This is a genomic window from Streptomyces spinoverrucosus (assembly GCF_015712165.1).
GTDB lineage: Bacteria > Actinomycetota > Actinomycetes > Streptomycetales > Streptomycetaceae > Streptomyces > Streptomyces spinoverrucosus_A.
In genome coordinates this window covers 226,043-241,830 of the sequence record NZ_JADPZX010000002.1, presented here as the reverse complement: position 1 = coordinate 241,830, position 15,788 = coordinate 226,043, and the positions used below count along the sequence as shown (strand labels likewise).

General features: G+C 73.2%; 12 protein-coding genes and 1 pseudogene. 7 read left to right on the top strand and 6 right to left on the bottom strand.

Annotation, left to right across the window (positions count from 1 at the left end; all coding sequences use genetic code 11):
• Positions 1-153: 153 nt before the first annotated feature.
• Positions 154-2,481 carry a hypothetical protein gene (locus tag I2W78_RS36385; RefSeq protein WP_374222746.1) on the top strand — a complete coding sequence of 776 codons (2,328 nt, stop codon included), beginning with the start codon at positions 154-156 and terminating at the stop codon, positions 2,479-2,481.
• A gap of 18 nt (positions 2,482-2,499) precedes the next feature.
• On the opposite strand, the pseudogene I2W78_RS36380 reads toward I2W78_RS36385, so the two are convergent.
• The 4 genes and pseudogenes from I2W78_RS36380 to I2W78_RS36365 form a co-directional block, all read right to left on the bottom strand.
• Positions 2,500-4,940: pseudogene (locus I2W78_RS36380) on the bottom strand (right-handed parallel beta-helix repeat-containing protein).
• A gap of 140 nt (positions 4,941-5,080) precedes the next feature.
• On the bottom strand, positions 5,081-5,683 hold the full coding sequence (locus I2W78_RS36375) for an Rv1733c family protein (RefSeq protein ID WP_196465008.1): 603 nt from the start codon (positions 5,681-5,683) through the stop codon (positions 5,081-5,083).
• Positions 5,684-5,862: 179 nt separating this feature from the next.
• A complete protein-coding gene (locus tag I2W78_RS36370; protein ID WP_196465007.1) occupies positions 5,863-6,687 on the bottom strand; it encodes an MOSC domain-containing protein in 825 nt (274 codons plus the stop codon).
• Positions 6,688-6,728: 41 nt separating this feature from the next.
• Positions 6,729-7,163 carry a DUF6643 family protein gene (locus tag I2W78_RS36365; RefSeq protein WP_171109328.1) on the bottom strand — a complete coding sequence of 145 codons (435 nt, stop codon included), beginning with the start codon at positions 7,161-7,163 and terminating at the stop codon, positions 6,729-6,731.
• A gap of 299 nt (positions 7,164-7,462) precedes the next feature.
• On the opposite strand from I2W78_RS36365, the gene I2W78_RS36360 reads away from it, so the two are divergent.
• Positions 7,463-8,683, top strand: coding sequence for a TerD family protein (locus I2W78_RS36360; protein ID WP_196465213.1), 1,221 nt, complete (start codon positions 7,463-7,465; stop codon positions 8,681-8,683).
• Positions 8,684-8,696: 13 nt separating this feature from the next.
• Here the strand turns inward: I2W78_RS36360 and I2W78_RS36355 are convergent, their stop codons facing one another.
• Entirely contained in the window at positions 8,697-9,890 is a 1,194-nt protein-coding gene (locus I2W78_RS36355) for a glycosyltransferase (protein WP_196465006.1), read from the bottom strand.
• Between the two features lie 39 nt (positions 9,891-9,929).
• Here I2W78_RS36355 and I2W78_RS36350 point away from each other — a divergent pair, with 39 nt between their 5' ends.
• Together I2W78_RS36350 and I2W78_RS36345 are read left to right on the top strand one after the other, a co-directional pair.
• A complete protein-coding gene (locus I2W78_RS36350) occupies positions 9,930-10,715 on the top strand; it encodes a glutamate racemase (protein ID WP_196465005.1) in 786 nt (261 codons plus the stop codon).
• Positions 10,716-10,821: 106 nt separating this feature from the next.
• A complete protein-coding gene (locus I2W78_RS36345; protein WP_196465004.1) occupies positions 10,822-11,370 on the top strand; it encodes a hypothetical protein in 549 nt (182 codons plus the stop codon).
• A 63-nt stretch (positions 11,371-11,433) separates the two neighbouring features.
• Here I2W78_RS36345 and I2W78_RS36340 read toward each other — a convergent pair whose 3' ends face one another.
• Entirely contained in the window at positions 11,434-12,429 is a 996-nt protein-coding gene (locus tag I2W78_RS36340; protein WP_196465212.1) for an O-antigen ligase family protein, read from the bottom strand.
• Between the two features lie 285 nt (positions 12,430-12,714).
• Here I2W78_RS36340 and lnt point away from each other — a divergent pair, with 285 nt between their 5' ends.
• The 3 genes from lnt to I2W78_RS36325 all read left to right on the top strand — a co-directional run bounded on the left by lnt (position 12,715) and on the right by I2W78_RS36325 (position 15,731).
• On the top strand, positions 12,715-14,328 hold the full coding sequence (lnt, locus tag I2W78_RS36335) for an apolipoprotein N-acyltransferase (RefSeq protein ID WP_196465003.1): 1,614 nt from the start codon (positions 12,715-12,717) through the stop codon (positions 14,326-14,328).
• 67 nt (positions 14,329-14,395) lie between these two features.
• Positions 14,396-14,875, top strand: a complete 480-nt coding sequence (locus I2W78_RS36330) for an NUDIX hydrolase (RefSeq protein ID WP_196465002.1) — start codon at positions 14,396-14,398, stop codon at positions 14,873-14,875.
• A gap of 55 nt (positions 14,876-14,930) precedes the next feature.
• Complete coding sequence (locus tag I2W78_RS36325) at positions 14,931-15,731, top strand: 3-hydroxybutyrate dehydrogenase (RefSeq protein ID WP_196465001.1); 801 nt, start codon at positions 14,931-14,933, stop codon at positions 15,729-15,731.
• Positions 15,732-15,788: the final 57 nt, after the last annotated feature.

Sequence of the window (15,788 nt, the reverse complement as noted above, 5' to 3'; positions counted from 1 at the left end):
TGTGTCTCATCTGTTGCTCAGTCCTCACACGGATCGGGGAGATTCCGTGACGAGGGGTGTGCGTCGCCCCCCGGGCGGAGATCCTTGTCCCGCATGGACATGCTGATGGCGCGTCCTGGGGGAAGTGCGGAAAACACGGGGGAAGTGCGAAGAGTGGAAAGCGCGCAGGAACGCGACCTGAACGACGGGGCGACCGACCCCGCACCCCGGCCCGCGGGAGCCGGGGCCACCCTGGAACTGCTGGTCCACGGCGTGGGCGGGGCCACGCCCGAGCACATGCTGGACGACCCGCGCACGGTACGGGTCTCCGGCGACGACACGGCGGCCGTCTTCCGCCGCGCCGACGACGTGGAGGCGGAGCACCGTCCCGCCGACCCCGACGGCCGCCCGGTGCCGGAGGCGTACGTCTGGTGCAACCTCACCTCCGGAAACGGCGCGCGAGCCCTGTGGCTGCTGTTATTGCCGTTCATGGTGGCCAACCTCGCCCACTGGATGCGCCCCACGGCCCGCGACCGCGCCCGCACCATCCGCCTGTACGGGCTGCTGGTCCGGCTCGTCGGCCTCAGCCTCACCGTGCTGCTGGTCGCGGCCGCCTGCGAGGTCGCCCTGGACCTCACGGCGTGGCAGTGCGCGGGCACGCGCGCGTGCGCCGATCGGCACACCTGGCTGGGCTTCCTGTCGCCCACCGCCTCGGGCGACGGCTGGTGGAGCCCGCCCGGCCGCCGCCTGGCCCTGGCCTCCCTGGTGCCCACCGCCCTGGTCGGCCTGCTCTGGTACCTCTCCCGGCGCACCTGGAGCGCCTACGAGTCCGAGCAGCCACTCGTCCGCGAACCCGACGAGGACACCGCCCGCAGCGCGCTGGGCCGCCCCGGCTTCTGGTACGGCCGCCGCCTGGTCGCCCGGCTGCGCGGCGCCCACACCGCCGCGGGCCTGCTCATGGTCGCCGCCGTCGTCGTCCACGCCGTCGCCCGGTACGACCGCGAGGCAGGCGGCCCGGCCGCCCTGGAGACGCTCGGGTGGCTGCTGGAGGCGGCGCTCGTGCTCGGCGCGGTGGTGGTCGTCGTGGTGGTCTGCCGACGCGGCCGCAGCGAGAAACACCTCGACCGGGAGATCGACGCCTCCCTCGTACGACACCTGCCGCTCGGCGCCCTCGTCCTGCTCGCCCTCACCCTGGTGTACGCCGGCTGGGAGCGCCCGGCGTGGGAATCCGCCGGCCGGCTGCCGGGCGACGCGGCCTTCGGCGGCATCGCCCTGGTCCAGGGCCTGCTGGTGATCGTCCTCGCTGTCGTCGCCCACCTGCTGTACCGCAGCGACCCCGACCCGCGCACCGCGATGCGGGGCCTGGCCGGACCCGCCGTCGCGATGCTGGCCTGCGCGCTGGGCGGCGTGATGTCCGGCGGCGTGTCCCAGCGGGTCGCCGACTGGCTGGACGGCACCCGGGCGTCCATGCCCGGCGCGCCCGCCCTGCTGACCTGGCAGGCGTCCGTGATCCCGCCGCTGCTCGTGGTCCTGCTGGTGCTGGCCGGCTGGCAGGCCTGGCGCACGCTGCGGCTGGCCCGCGCCGAGCGCGCCGTCGTGGAACGCGACTACGCGGGGGAGGCCAAGGACCCCGACCGCACCCGCCGTATCGCACGCACGCGCGCGATGGCCACGCTCACCGACCGCGGCCCCCTCTTCGTCGCCGCCGTCTCCGCCGTCTCCCTGATCCTGGGCACCGGCGCGCTGGTCGGCGCGATGACGACCGACAAGACCCCGAGCCAGGCCGCCCAGCACACCCATCCGTTCATCCACGGCGCCGCGGACACCGCCCAGGCGCTCGGCTCCTGGCTGATCGGGCTCGGCTTCATCCTGTTCGTCACCCTGGGCCGACGCGCCTACAAGGACATGTCCGCGCGGCGCACCGTCGGCGTCCTGTGGGACGTCGGCACGTTCTGGCCGCGCGCCGCCCACCCCTTCTCACCGCCCTGCTATGCCGAGCGCGCGGTGCCCGACCTGACCTGGCGGATCACCACCTGGACCCGCACCACGGGCGGCCGTCTGGTGATCTCCGGCCACTCCCAGGGCAGCGTCCTCGCGGCCGCCGCGGCCTGGCAGCTGACCGCGGCCGTGCGCAAGCGGGTCGCGCTGCTGACGTACGGCTCCCCGCTGGAGCGCCTGTACGGCCGCTGGTTCCCCGCCCACTTCGGCCCTGCCGCCCTCGCCGCCCTGCACGAGGAGGTCGACTGCTGGCGCAACCTGTACCGCGTCACCGACCCGATCGGCGGTCCCGTACAGCTGCCCGACGGCGACGGCCCGGAAGTCGACCGCGCGCCGATGAAGGACCCCCTGGCCCACGCCCGCTCCGACCTCCACCCGCTGCCCGCCCCGATCCTCGGTCACTCCGACTACCAGGCCGACCCGACCTTCGACCGGGAACGCGGGCAACTGCTCGACCGGCTCCGCCCCGAACTGCCGGGCCAGCGCCCCGGGGACGCGCTGTAGGGGCTTGGCGGCGCACGCTCAGGCGAGGTCGGGCAGGTCCTCGGCGTACAGCAGGGTCAGGTCGTCCGTGCTCGGTTCGTCGAGCTGGGCGACCCGGCTCGCATGCCGTTCCACCATCGCCTCGAAGGTCTGCCGCGCGGTGCGGCCGTTGCCGAACGCGGGGCCCTTCGGGATCGCCGTGAAGTACTTCAGCAGGGCCTCGGCGGCGCCCGGCGCCAGCCGGTACTCGTGCTCCTCCGCCTGCTGCTCCACGATCCGCAGCAGCTCCTCGGGACCGTAGTCGCTGAACGTGATGGTGCGTGAGAAGCGAGACGCCACCCCGGGATTGACGGACAGGAAGCGCTCCATCTCGGCCGTGTAGCCCGCGACGATCACCACGACCGCGTCCCGGTGGTCCTCCATCAGCTTCACGAGCGTGTCGATGGCCTCCTTGCCGAAGTCCCGGCCCGCGTCCTGAGGGGACAGCGCGTACGCCTCGTCGATGAACAGCACGCCGCCACGCGCCCGTTCGAACGCCTCCTGGGTGCGGATGGCGGTCGAGCCGATGTGCTCGCCGACCAGGTCTACCCGGGACACCTCCACCAGGTGGCCCTTGTCCAGCACGCCGAGCGAGGCGAGGATCTCGCCGTACAGCCGCGCGACCGTGGTCTTGCCGGTGCCGGGGGAGCCCGTGAAGACCAGGTGCCGCTTGACCGACGCGGCCTTCAGGCCCGCCTGCTGCCGGCGCCGGCCCACCTCGATCATGTCGGTGAGGGCCCGCACCTCGCGCTTGACGCTCTCCAGGCCCACCAGAGCGTCCAGTTCACCCAGGACGGCCTTGGAGGTCCGGGCCGGTGTCCGAGGCTCTGCGGCGGCGACGAGCGGCTCCTGCTCGGTCGTGCGCTGCCCGGGGATCGCGCCCAGCAGCCCCGGCGTCTGACCGGCCGTCTGCACGGCGGGCTCGGGCGGTGCCGTGGGCGTGCGCAGCCCCGCGCTCTCGTCGCTGGTGCAGTCCTCGACGACCGGTCCCGTGCCCGACTCGGCGTCGGGGCCGCCGTCCGCGAACTCGTAACCGCCGCGCGCGCAGCGCTCCGTACGGCACTTCCTGAGCGTCGAACGGCAGCCGTCGAGCACATGGAAGCCGTACCCGCCGCTGCCCCGCACCCGGCAGTTGAGGAAGCTGCCGCGGCCGCCCGCCGAGACGTAGAAACCGGCCTCGCTGGGGGAGTCGACGGTGCACCGCTCGATGGTGGGGTCGGCGCCCTTGGTGACGATCACGCCGGTCTGGGTGCCGTCCAGCGTGCAGTTGTTGAGGGTGCCGCCGCTGCCGTGGTCGCGGAACCAGGCGCCGGTCGCGGCGTCCCGGATCCGGCAGTCGTCGAGCTGGGCGGTCGCCCCGTCGCTCACCGATACGGCCGTGTTGCGCACCTGGGACAGGTCGCTGTCGACGACGTCCGCGCGCGAGCCGCGGTCCAGGACGAACAGCGCGTCGGGCACGTCGTGCACCCGGCAGGAGTCCAGCACGGCCGTGGCGCCGTCGCTGACCCACACCGCCGGGTAGTCGCCGGTGCTGTCGAAGATCTCGCACTGGTTGGCGTCCACGCGCGTGCCCGGGTCCCACACCGACAGGCCGTTGCGCCCGAACTGCCGCACGCTGGTGCGGGTCAGTGTCAGCACGGAGCGGGAGCGCAGGTCGACCGCGTTCTCGGGGATGTCGTGGATCCGGCAGTCGGCGAGGGTGAGCACGGCGTCCGTGTCGAGGGTGACTCCGTCGGCCGTGGTGCGGTGCACGTCGCAGTCGGTGAGATGGGCGGTGGCCCGGCCGGTGATCTGCACACCGCTGCCTTTCACCTCGTAAACCTCGCAACCCACCGCCTCCAGAGCGGAGTTCTCACCGGTCGCGGTGAGGCCCGAACCGGCGGCGTGGTGCACCCGGCAGCGCTCCAGACGCGGATGCGCGCCCCCGCGCACCGCCACCCCTGCCTGTCCGGCCGCGACGACCTCGCAGTCCTCGAACACCCCGCCCCGCCGTCGACCACGGCGATCCCGATGCCCGCCGGGTTGTCGACGGTGCACCGCCGCACGGTCGGCCGCGCGCTCCCGCGCACCTCGATGCCGGCGGCGGACCGCGTGACGACCCGCACGTCGGTCAGCTCCGGCGCGCCCTCCTCCACGAGCAGCGCGGGCGCGGCCGCGTCCTGGCCCTCCACATGCAGGTCCTGGACCACCGCGGAGGCGCGCACGGTGAGCGGCACCCCGTCCACGGGCGCGATCCGCACGGAGCCGGGCGAGCCCTCGGGTCCGCGCAGGGTCACCGCCCGCTGGACGACGAGGTTCTCCCGGTAGGTCCCCGGGGCGACGGTGAGTACATCACCGTCGGCCGCGGCCTCCAGGGCGGCGGCGAGCGATGTGTACTCACCCGTGCGGCGCCGCCACCGCGATGTGCCAGCGTGCGTCACCTGGACCGTGCCCTGTGCCATGGCGTTGTTGTGCCCCCACCTCGGTCGTACTGATGGCTCGTTCGCCCTCGGGGCGACACAGCCGGTGATGCCGAACTTGGCTTCGGCCGGTCCACCGTAGCGTGCGCGCGGACGCCCGGTTGACCGGAGCCGGAAGGCTGTCAGCTGCCGGTGCCGGTCCTGCCCCAGTCCGGGCCGGCCCGGTCCCATGCCTGGTCCCAACGCGCGTACCGGCGAAGGACCATGCGCCAGACGATCAGCCGTCTGCCGGCCTCGACCAGGCACGCGGTCAGCAGTGCCGCGCCGAATCCGGCGAGCACGGCGTGCGTCGTCGCCGTGGCGGGGTCCAGCGGGCGGGCGACCGTGCGTCCCTGCTCGTCGGTCCATATCGCGAACCGGTCGCCCGGCTCGGGGGCTTTGAGGCGGGTGAGGACCGAGCCGTTGTGCTCGGTGCCGTCCGGGGCGGTCCAGTGGGCGAGCACGCGCGTCCGGCTGTCCCGCGAGGCCGACTCGGGATCGGCGGCAAGCGTGGAACGCTGCAGCTCCCGGACGACGGTGGCTGTCACCAGGTGCCGGGACTCCCGCTGCTCTCGGACGGACCGCCGCAGGCTGTCCTGGGCGGCGGAGCCGGCCAGGGAGCCGATCACGGGCGCGACGAGGAGTATCAGCAGCAGGGCGGCCAGGGCCACCCAGGCCTCCACGAGATCGGTCGTGCGGCGCAGCGGATTGTGCCGCCAGCGCCACAGGCCGCGAACAGCGCGCATCTCCCGCACCCCCTTCCCGCTCCATGACAACCCCCGGCGGAGCCGTGCACACGCGGTCCGGGTCAAAGAGAGAGCGACATCACCTGTGCCCCCGGGCCTTTCATGAACGACTCACGAAAAGCCCAACGCCCGGCTCCCGCTTCGGGGTTCCCGCCGACCGCACTCCCCGGCGATTTCGCTCATTCGAGGACGCGGACCGGGTCACCGACCCGGATCGTGCCCCGCGACCGGGGCACGAGATTCTGGCCGAAGATCAGTTTTCCGCCGATCCGGCGGTGCCGCCCGAGGGTGCGCAGGGGTTCCCGGCCGCGCTCGGCGGTGCCCTGGTCGGTCGTCGTCACGACGCACCGGCCGCACATCTTGGCGACGCGGAACTCGACTTCGCCGATGGCGATGCGTCTCCAGTCGTCCTCGGCCCAGGGCGCGGTTCCCGCGACGACGACGTTCGGCCGGAAGCGGTTCATCGGGAGTGGGCCCTCCGCGGCCAGACCGTCCTCGGCTATCAGCGAGTTCAGGGCGTCGAGCGAGGCGACGGAGGTGAGCAGCAGGGGAAAGCCGTCGGCGAACGTGACCGTCTCGCCGGGCAGCGCGTAGTCCGGGTCGACCGGCCGTCGCGTGGCCGGGTCGTCCATGTGGACCAGACGTGTGCCCGCACCGACGTACGCACTGCACCACGCGTGCGCGGCGTCGTCGGCGAGGCCCCCCTCCACCTTGTCCCCGAAGATGTCCACCGTGACCGTGCCGGCCGGCTCCGGGGCGGGCACGGTCAGCGGGTCGAGACCGGGCGCGGACAGCCGGAGGCCGCCGCCGGGCAGGAGCTCGGCGGCGGCCAGCGCAAGGCGCGGTTGCTGGCGTTGCGTGACGACCTTTCCCCCGTCGTCGATCAGCACCCAGCGTCTGTCCCCGGCCAGCCCCCAGGGCTCCACGACGGCCTCCCGGAGCGCCAGGGCCCGGAACGCCTTGACCGGATGGACGTGGATCGAGTGCAGCTCAGCATTCCCCATGTGGCCATCGTGCCAGGCGGCGGCGAGGGCCACAGGGGAGATCAGTAGCCGCGGTACTGCTGGTTGTTGTACGGGTCCTGGTACGGCGCCGGGGTGGGCCGGGGAGCCGCCGGGCGCATCGCCTCGTACCCCGTGCCGCCGGGCGCCGCGGGGCGCGGCTGCTGCGGCTGCGGGCCGGGGTAACCGCGCGGTGCGGCGGCCTGCTGCGGGATGTACGCGGTCGGCGCCTGCTGCAGCGGAGCGGGCTGCGGCGCCTGGGGGTAGCCGTAGGCGGGTTGGGAGGGGGCCGCCGGGAGGGCGGGCAGCGCGGACGGGAGCGCGGGAAGGTGGCTGCCCGGCGTGTCGTACGCGGCGGGGACCCGGATCGGGGCGATCTGCGGGGTGCCCCGCTCGGCCACGAGCGAGTCGTAGATCGGGGTGTCCGGGAAGGAGGCGGAGTAGTAGCCGCCGCCATAGGTGGAGCGGGGGGAGGTCATGGCACATAAGTTAAGCCCACGATGTGCTGGTTGGGGAGACCGATAAGAGGGTTGTTTTCCGTGTCCGCGGTGACGTGGGATCCCCAATGCGAGCGAACTTGGGAAAAAGGGGCACCAAGCGGCGTTGTCATCGTGTAAAAGCTCAGTTCCCAGGGGGTTACCGGCGGTTGGCCACTCGTCTTTCCGCGCACCTGATGGGCGTTCGACGCCGCGGGCAATAGGTTGGAACGCAGAGAGAACCCGATGGGCTGCCGGGACGCGACCTGGCGTGGTGACAGGTGATGGGGGCGGACATGTCAATGCCGAAGGGATCGAACGTCCCGGTGCCGACGACGGCGCTGCGGGTGGAACTGGGGTGGCGCTCCGGACCGGGCGTGCCCGACACGGACGCCTCGGCGCTGCTGCTGGTGGGCGGAAAGGTCCGCTCGGACGCGGATTTCGTCTTCTACAACCAGCCGCAGCACTCCTCCGGAGCGATCCGGCACGAGGGCAAGCGGGATGCCGGTGGCCGGGTCGTCGACACCCTGCTCGTCGACCTCGCGCGCGTGGAGCCCGCGGTCGAGACGGTCGTGCTCGCCGCGTCGGCGGACGGTGGGACGTTCGCACAGGTGCAGGACCTGTACATCGAGGTCAAGGACGCCAAGGGCACGGTGGTCGCGCGGTTCGACAGCGCGGGCGCGACCGTGGAAACGGCCTTCGTGCTCGGTGAGTTCTACCGGCGCCAGGGCGCCTGGAAGTTCCGCGCCGTCGGCCAGGGATACAGCAGCGGCCTGGAGGGCCTGGCCACGGACTTCGGCATCACGGTGGACGAGCCGCAGCACACGGCGCCCAGCGCGCCGCCGGTGACCACGACCGCGCCGCCGCCCACACCGCCTGCTCCCGTCCAGCTCACCAAGGTCACGCTCACCAAGGCCTCCCCGTCGGTCTCGCTCACCAAGCAGGGCGGAACGTCGGGCGCCATGCGCGTGAACCTCAACTGGCAGGTGCGCAAACAGTTCTCCGGGTGGGGCGGCAAGCGCGGCCGTGCGGTCGCCCGGCACTCGGATCTCGACCTCGACCTCGGCGCCCTGTACGAACTCAACGACGGCAGCAAGGGCGTCGTACAGGCCCTCGGCAACACGTTCGGGTCGCTGCACCGGCCGCCGTACATCCACCTGGACGGCGACGACCGCACCGGTGCCCTGGAGAGCGGCGAGAACCTCACCATCAACCTCGACCACAAGCAGGCATTCCGGCGGATCCTCGTCTTCGTCACCATCTACGAGGGCGCCAACTCCTTCGCCGACCTGCACGCCACGGTCACCCTGCATCCGCAGTTCGGCGCGCCGATCGAGTTCTCCCTGGACGAGTGCACGGTCCCCTCGCCGGTGTGCGCGCTCGCGCTCATCACCAGCACCGGCGGAGACCTGGTCGTCCAGCGCGAGGCCCGCTACCTGGTGCCGGACCGCGGAGTGAGCATGCAGCGCGCCGTCGACCAGGCCTACGGGTGGGGCATGAACTGGACGCCCGGTCGCAAGTGAGGCCTTCTGGGACTCATCCCTCGTCGGGGACGGTGTCCGGACGCGTGTAGGTGCGGCCCTTCCAGGCCGCACCGCGCCCCCTGTAGTGCCGCACCGCGGAATCGACCGTCATGAGGAGGTAGAGAAGCGCGGTGAACGGCAGGAGGGGAGCGAGCCACGGCGGCTGCTCGTAGTAGCGGAGCATGGGCAGGTACGTCCCCGTCATCACCAGCCATGCCAGGGCACCCAGTACGGCGGTCGCCGTACTCCCCAGAGCCAGGCCCACGACCAGCGCCAGCGGCGGCACGAGGTATACGACCGCGAGCCCCGCGACCGTCCCGGCCAGCAGGAGGGGGTTGTGCCGCAGCTGGGCGTAGGCGCTGCGCGCGACCATGCGCCACAGGTCGTGCAGTCGGGGGTAGGGGCGCACGCTGTCCACCCGCTCGGCGAGTCCCAGCCACAGGTGGCCGCCGATGCCCCGGACGGCCCGCGCGAGTGCCACGTCGTCGATGACGGCGTGCCGGATGGCGTCGGGGATCCGCGCCCGCTCGGCGGCCTCGGTGCGCAGCAGCACACAGCCGCCCGCCGCGGCGGCGGTCCGCGCCCCCTTCCGGCCGATCCGGCGGAACGGGTACAGCTGTGCGAAGAAGTAGACGAAGGCCGGCACGACGAGCCGCTCCCACAGACTCTCGACGCGCAGCCGCGCCATCTGGGAGACGAGGTCGAAGCCGCCGGTGCCTGCCGCCGCCACCAGTTCGCGCAGACTGTCCGGCGCGTGCGCGATGTCGGCGTCCGTCAGCAGCAGGTATTCGGGGGCACGCGCGCGTGCGAGGCCGATGCCGTGCCGCACCGCCCAGAGCTTGCCGGTCCAGCCCGCGGGCGGCTCGCCGGGCGAGTCGACCGTCAGCGGCAGCCCGCCGTACCGACGCGACAGCTCGCGCGCCAGCTCCCCGGTGCCGTCCGTACTGCCGTCGTCCACCAGGAAGACCTCGGCCCGCCCCGGATAGTCCTGCGTGAGCAGCGACGGCAGGCTGGCCGGCAGCACCGCGGCCTCGTCGCGCGCGGGGACGACGACACCCACGGACGGCCAGACAACAGGTTCCGTCCGGTGCGGCAACCGAACGTCCGTACGCCAGAAGAAGCCCTGACAGAGCAGCAGCCACAGCCAGGCGGCGAGGGATCCGCCCGCGATCCACAGGAAGGCGCTCACCCGCGCAGTCTGCCCCACCGGACCGGCCGCAAGTGGCCCATCGTCTATCGTGGCCGGGTGAAGATCGCGCTCATGGACTCCGGAATCGGTCTGCTGGCGGCCACCGCAGCGGTACGGCGCCTCCGCCCCGACGCCGATCTCGTCCTCTCCCTGGACCCCGACGGCATGCCCTGGGGGCCGCGCACGCCGGAGGATCTCACCGAGCGCGCCCTGGCCGTCGGCGAGGCGGCCGCCGGGCACCGGCCCGACGCCCTCATCGTCGGCTGCAACACGGCGACCGTGCACGCCCTGACCGCCCTGCGGGCCCGCCTGGAACCGGCGCTGCCGGTCATCGGCACGGTCCCGGCGATCAAGCCGGCCGCGGCCGGCGGCGGCCCCGTCGCGATCTGGGCCACACCCGCCACCACCGGCAGCCCTTACCAGCGGGGACTCATCGAGAACTTCGCCGCGGGCGTGGACGTCACCGAGGTGCCGTGCTGGGGGCTCGCGGAAGCGGTCGAACGCGCCGACGAGACGGCCATCGACGCCACCGTCGCCGCTGCCGCCGAGCTGACCCCGGACGACGTCACCACCGTCGTTCTGGGCTGCACCCACTACGAACTGGTCGCCGAACGCATCCGCGCCGCCGTGCAGCGCCCCGGCCTGCCCCCGCTCGTTCTGCACGGCTCCGCCGGAGCGGTGGCCGCCCAGGCACTGCGCCGGATCGGCGCGCGTCCCGAGCCCGGCGCCACCCCGCTCGGCAGTGTGACGGTGCTGCTGAGCGGCCGCGAGGGCGCGCTGCCCGCGGCTGCCCTGACCTACGAGGAAGGCCGCCTGCTCACGGCCGCCAGCCCGGTTCTGTGACCGTCGGCAACTGAACGGAAGCCCTCAGTCCGCGCCGAGCCCCGCCCGGCCAGTAACTGTGCGCGACCCGGTACCCGCTCAGCGAAACCTGAGTAGTCTCGATGGTATGAGGGACCACCCCCGCGGCGAGCACACCCCGCCTCCCGACGTCTGGACCGGCCGGGCCACCAACCGGGTCCAGTGGCTGCTGGCGCTGGTCGGTGCCGCCTGCCTGGCGCTCGGCATCGAGTTGGCCGTCGCCTCCGCGTGGACGGAGGACGGCCTCGCACCGCTCGTGATGTCGGTCGTCGGCTGCATCGCCGCCGGACTGCTGGTCCTGTTCGGCACCCTCGCCTTCGTCCACGTCGCCCTGCGGGTGGACAAGGAGTGCCTAGAAGTGCGCTGCGGCCACATCGGTGTGCCGCGCCGCCGTATCCCGCTGTCGCACGTGGTGGGCGCGGAGTTCGTCCCGCACGTCACCCCGCGGCAATGGGGCGGCTGGGGCTACCGCTGGCGGCCCGAGAAGGGCACCGCGGTCGTCGTACGGCGGGGTGAGGGCGTGGCGCTGCGGCTGTGGGACGGCCACACGTTCACGGTCACCGTGGACAACGCGGAGACGGCCGTACGGATCATCAAGGAGCGGCTGCGGCCCACCACGCCGGGGGCGGTGCGCTGAGGTCGCGGGGCGGCCCGCCCGGGGCCCCGCGACGCCGGCATGATCCAAACGACAGGTCCCAGGTCACGGCAGCCGCCGGTCACCCGGTACGACGCTCTCCCGCCGCGTCGGCTCCTCCGCCAGCGGGCGTGCCGTGGCCAGCCCCGCGAGCAGCCCGGCGCCCACCGACACCGCCGTGAAACTGAGCGCGTTGCCCACCGTGGCGATGACCGCGAGCGCCGTCAGTGCCGCGCCCGCGCTGAGTGCGACGGGTGTGGGCCGCGCGGTGCGCCACAGGGCGTACAGCACCCAGCAGAAGGCCGCCGCGAGCAGTGCCACCCCGATGGCCCCCTGTTCGGCCGCCTGCTGCAGCAGCGCGGAGTGGGGCTTGCCGTCGGACAGCGGGGACGCGACCGAGGTCGCGCTGAGCTCCCCGAAGCGCCCCGGACCGACGCCCAGGGCGGGGTCCTGGTGGGCCAGCGCCAGCGCGTCCTGCCACAGCTCCACCCGGTGCCGGGTCAGCGGACCCTCCAGGGAGGCGGCGAGCCCCTCGGGCAGTGCACCGCCGGCGATCGCCCAGGTCAGACCGGTCACCACCGCCGCCACCGCGGCCAGCCCCGCGAGGCCCGCACCTCGACGGCCCATCCGGCCGGCCGCCAGCGAGCACAGCAGCACCGCGGCGCACGCGAGGACCCCGGCGGTGGTGCCGAGCACGGCCGCCGTCGCGACGATCCCGGCGGCCAGTGCCCACAGGGCCGGCCGCAGCGCCGGTACGGCCGTGGCCCGGGCGGCGCAGCACGCCGCGCCGGTGGACAGCGCGAGGAGGGCGGCGGTGGCGCCGGCGTGGCCCAGTGGCACGCCGGGCTGCGGCCCCGGCGCGAGGTGCGGAACGCTGATCGCCAGTCCGACTCCGGCCAGCGCCCCGGTCAAGGGCGCGGCGACCGGCGCGAGGGCTCCGCAGATGCGGCCCGCGGCGTAACCGGCGGCCACGGCCAGCACCGCCAGCAGCACGCCTTCCGGGCGCCCGCCGTGCACGGCCGCCGTGATCAGCGCCCACAGGGCGCAGGCGCCGAGCACCATCACACCCGCCGCGTCGGAGGCGCTCCGTCTTCCGCCGTCGGCCTGCGCACCGGCCACCGACGTCACTCCTGTGGACCCCACCCGTCCCCCGCAACCGGCCGCTTCCCGACCTGTGCCGGGCCCGGCCGTCCCGCCGCACGACCTGGGCTCGGGCACACGGTAACGGCTTGTGGGTGATTTGTGGATGCGTGGCACCGACTTGTGCAGAAACGATGTGGCACGGGCGGGCCGGGAGCGTTCCGACCATGTTGTCGGCTGTTGAGCCGGCCGCCGTACACTCCCGGAGTGACCGTCACCGCAACCTCCGTGGACGAGTCGGACGCCCTGCACCCGCGAACCGCGCCCGAGTCGCGCGCCGCGCGGTGGCTGCGCCGTCTCGTTCCGGCCGCCGCCGCAGCGCTCTCCGGAGTGCTCCTCTACATCAGCTTCCCGCCGCGCACTCTGTGGTGGCTGGCCCTGCCGGCCTTCGCCGTCTTCGGCTGGGTGCTGCGCGGCCGCGGTTGGAAGGCGGCCCTCGGCCTCGGCTACCTCTTCGGCCTCGGCTTCCTGCTGCCGCTGCTGGTGTGGACCGGTGTGGAGGTCGGTCCCGGGCCGTGGCTCGCCCTGGTGGCGATCGAGGCGGTCTTCGTCGCCCTGGTGGGCGTGGGTGTCGCCGCGGTGTCCAAGCTGCCGGGCTCGCCCGTGTGGGCGGCAGCGGTGTGGATCGCCGGTGAGGCGGCACGCGCGCGTGTGCCGTTCGACGGCTTCCCCTGGGGCAAGATCGCCTTCGGGCAGGCGGACGGTGTCTTCCTGCCGCTGGCCGCGGTCGGCGGCACCCCGGTGCTCGGCTTCGCGGTCGTCCTGTGCGGCTTCGGCCTGTACGACGTCGTACGCCTGAGCCTCCGGGCGCGACGCACACGCGTGGTAGGGCGGGGCGCGGCGGCCGTGGCGCTGCTCAGTGTGGCCGTGCCGGTGGTGGGCGCCCTGGCCGCCCGCCCCTTGGTGAGCGACAAGGCCGAGGACGGCACCACCACCGTCGCCGTCATCCAGGGCAACGTCCCGCGCGCGGGCCTCGACTTCAACTCCCAGCGGCGGGCCGTCCTCGACTACCACGCGCGCGAGACGCAGCGCCTGGCCGCCGAGGTCGAGGCGGGCAAGGTGGCCAAGCCGGACTTCGTGCTCTGGCCGGAGAACTCCTCCGACATCGACCCCTTCGCCAACCCCGACGCCTACGCGGTCATCGACGGTGCCGCCAAGGCGATCGGTGTGCCCATCTCGGTCGGCGGTGTCGTCGAACGCGACGGCAAGCTCCTCAACGAGCAGATCCTCTGGGACCCCCAGAAGGGGCCCGTCGACACCTACGACAAGCGGCAGATCCAGCCGTTCGGCGAGTACCTGCCGCTGCGCCCGCTGCTCGACATGATCAACGAGAGCTGGACGTCGATGGTCCGCCAGGACTTCAGCCGGGGCAGCGAGCCGGGTGTGTTCGACATGGACGGCGCCACGGTCGGTCTCGTCACCTGCTACGAGGCGGCCTTCGACTGGACCGTGCGCTCCGAGGTCACCGACGGCGCGCAGCTGATCTCCGTGCCGAGCAACAACGCGACCTTCGACCGCAGCGAGATGACCTACCAGCAGCTCGCCATGTCCCGCATCCGCGCGGTCGAGCACAGCCGGACGGTGGCGGTACCGGTGACCAGCGGCGTCAGCGCGATCATCCTGCCGGACGGCACGATCACCCAGCGGACCGGCATGTTCGTCGCCGACTCGCTGGTCCAGGAGGTGCCGCTGCGCTCCTCCCTGACCCCCGCCACCCGGCTCGGCGTCCTGCCGGAGATCGCCCTGGTGCTGGTCGCGGCGGGCGGCATCGGCTGGGCGATCGCCGCCGGCGCGCGCGGGCGGCGCACGGATGACGTGTAGCGATACGCCCGCCGTACGCCCCCGGAACGCGTCCGGGACCACGGAAGCCGCCCGTTAGGGTCGCCCCATGGCTACTCCTGACTTCATCCGCACCCTGCGGGCCTCCGCCGGACATCAGCTGCTCTGGCTCCCCGGGGTCACCGCGGTCGTCTTCGACGACGACGGCCGAGTGCTGTTGAACCGCCGCTCCGACACCGGGCGGTGGTCGCTGATCGGTGGCATCCCGGACCCCGGGGAGCAGCCGGCCGCCTGCGCGGTGCGGGAGGTCCACGAGGAGACCGCGGTGCGCTGCCTGCCCGAGCGGGTGGTGCTGGTCCAGGCGCTGAAGCCCGTCACGTACGGCAACGGCGACACCTGCCAGTACATGGACATCACGTTCCGCTGCCGGGCGGTCGGCGGCGAGGCGCGGGTGAACGACGACGAGTCACTGGACGTCGACTGGTTCGACGTCGACGCCCTTCCGGAGCTCAACGAGTTCGGGCTGCTGCGGATCAAACAGTCCCTGTCGGATGCACCCACATGGTTCGACGCCACGACTTTCGAATGAAGTATGGCGGCTGACCACATGGGGTGGGAGCCGAGAGCTGCCTAGGGTCAATCCCATGACCGCGTCCCATGCCCTTCCCGGCCCCCACGCCCCCACGCTCGATCTCGGCGGCCGCACGGCCCTCGTCACCGGTGCCGCCGGCGGTATCGGTCGCGCCTGTGTCCTGCGGCTCGCGGCCGCCGGCGCCAAGGTCAGAGCGGTCGACCGGGACGACGCCGGCCTGGAGGCGCTCGCCGAGCGGTCGGCGGGCCTGCCGGGCAGCGTCGAACCGCATGTCCTCGACCTCACCGACCTGGACGCCGCCGAAGCCGCGGCGGTCGGCACGGACGTGCTGGTCAACAATGCCGGGCTGCAGTTGGTGCGCCCGATCGAGGAGTTCCCGCCGGACGTCTTCCACACCGTGCTCACCGTGATGCTGGAGGCGCCGTTCCGTCTCATCCGCGGCGCGCTGCCGCACATGTACGGGCAGGGCTGGGGCCGCATCGTGAACATTTCCTCCGTGCACGGCCTGCGCGCCTCGCCCTACAAGGCGGCGTACGTGGCCGCCAAGCACGGCCTGGAGGGCCTGTCCAAGACCGCCGCCCTGGAAGGCGCGTCCCACGGCGTCACCTCGAACTGCGTGAACCCCGGCTATGTGCGCACGCCTCTGGTCGAGAAGCAGCTCGCCGACCAGGCCCGGGCGCACGGCATCCCGCAGGAGCGGGTCCTGGCGGAGGTGATGCTGCAGGACAGCGCCGTCAAGCGGCTCATCGAACCCGAGGAGGTCGCCGAGGCCGTGGCCTATCTGTGCGGTCCGCAGGCATCCTTCATGACGGGTACGTCGCTCGTGCTCGACGGCGGCTGGACCGCGCACTAGTTCGACCCGGGCTCGGGGAGCCCGGAGTTTTCCACAGGGCTGACGGGGCGGCCCGGC

Coding starts and splice junctions, on each gene's coding strand:
- I2W78_RS36375 (WP_196465008.1), bottom strand. CDS start 5,683: ATGCGCGCTGTTCGCGGCCTGTGGCGCTGGCGGCACAATCCGCTGCGC.
- I2W78_RS36370 (WP_196465007.1), bottom strand. CDS start 6,687: ATGGGGAATGCTGAGCTGCACTCGATCCACGTCCATCCGGTCAAGGCG.
- I2W78_RS36365 (WP_171109328.1), bottom strand. CDS start 7,163: ATGACCTCCCCCCGCTCCACCTATGGCGGCGGCTACTACTCCGCCTCC.
- I2W78_RS36360 (WP_196465213.1), top strand. CDS start 7,463: ATGCCGAAGGGATCGAACGTCCCGGTGCCGACGACGGCGCTGCGGGTG.
- I2W78_RS36345 (WP_196465004.1), top strand. CDS start 10,822: ATGAGGGACCACCCCCGCGGCGAGCACACCCCGCCTCCCGACGTCTGG.
- I2W78_RS36340 (WP_196465212.1), bottom strand. CDS start 12,429: ATGGTGCTCGGCGCCTGCGCCCTGTGGGCGCTGATCACGGCGGCCGTG.
- I2W78_RS36330 (WP_196465002.1), top strand. CDS start 14,396: ATGGCTACTCCTGACTTCATCCGCACCCTGCGGGCCTCCGCCGGACAT.
- I2W78_RS36325 (WP_196465001.1), top strand. CDS start 14,931: ATGACCGCGTCCCATGCCCTTCCCGGCCCCCACGCCCCCACGCTCGAT.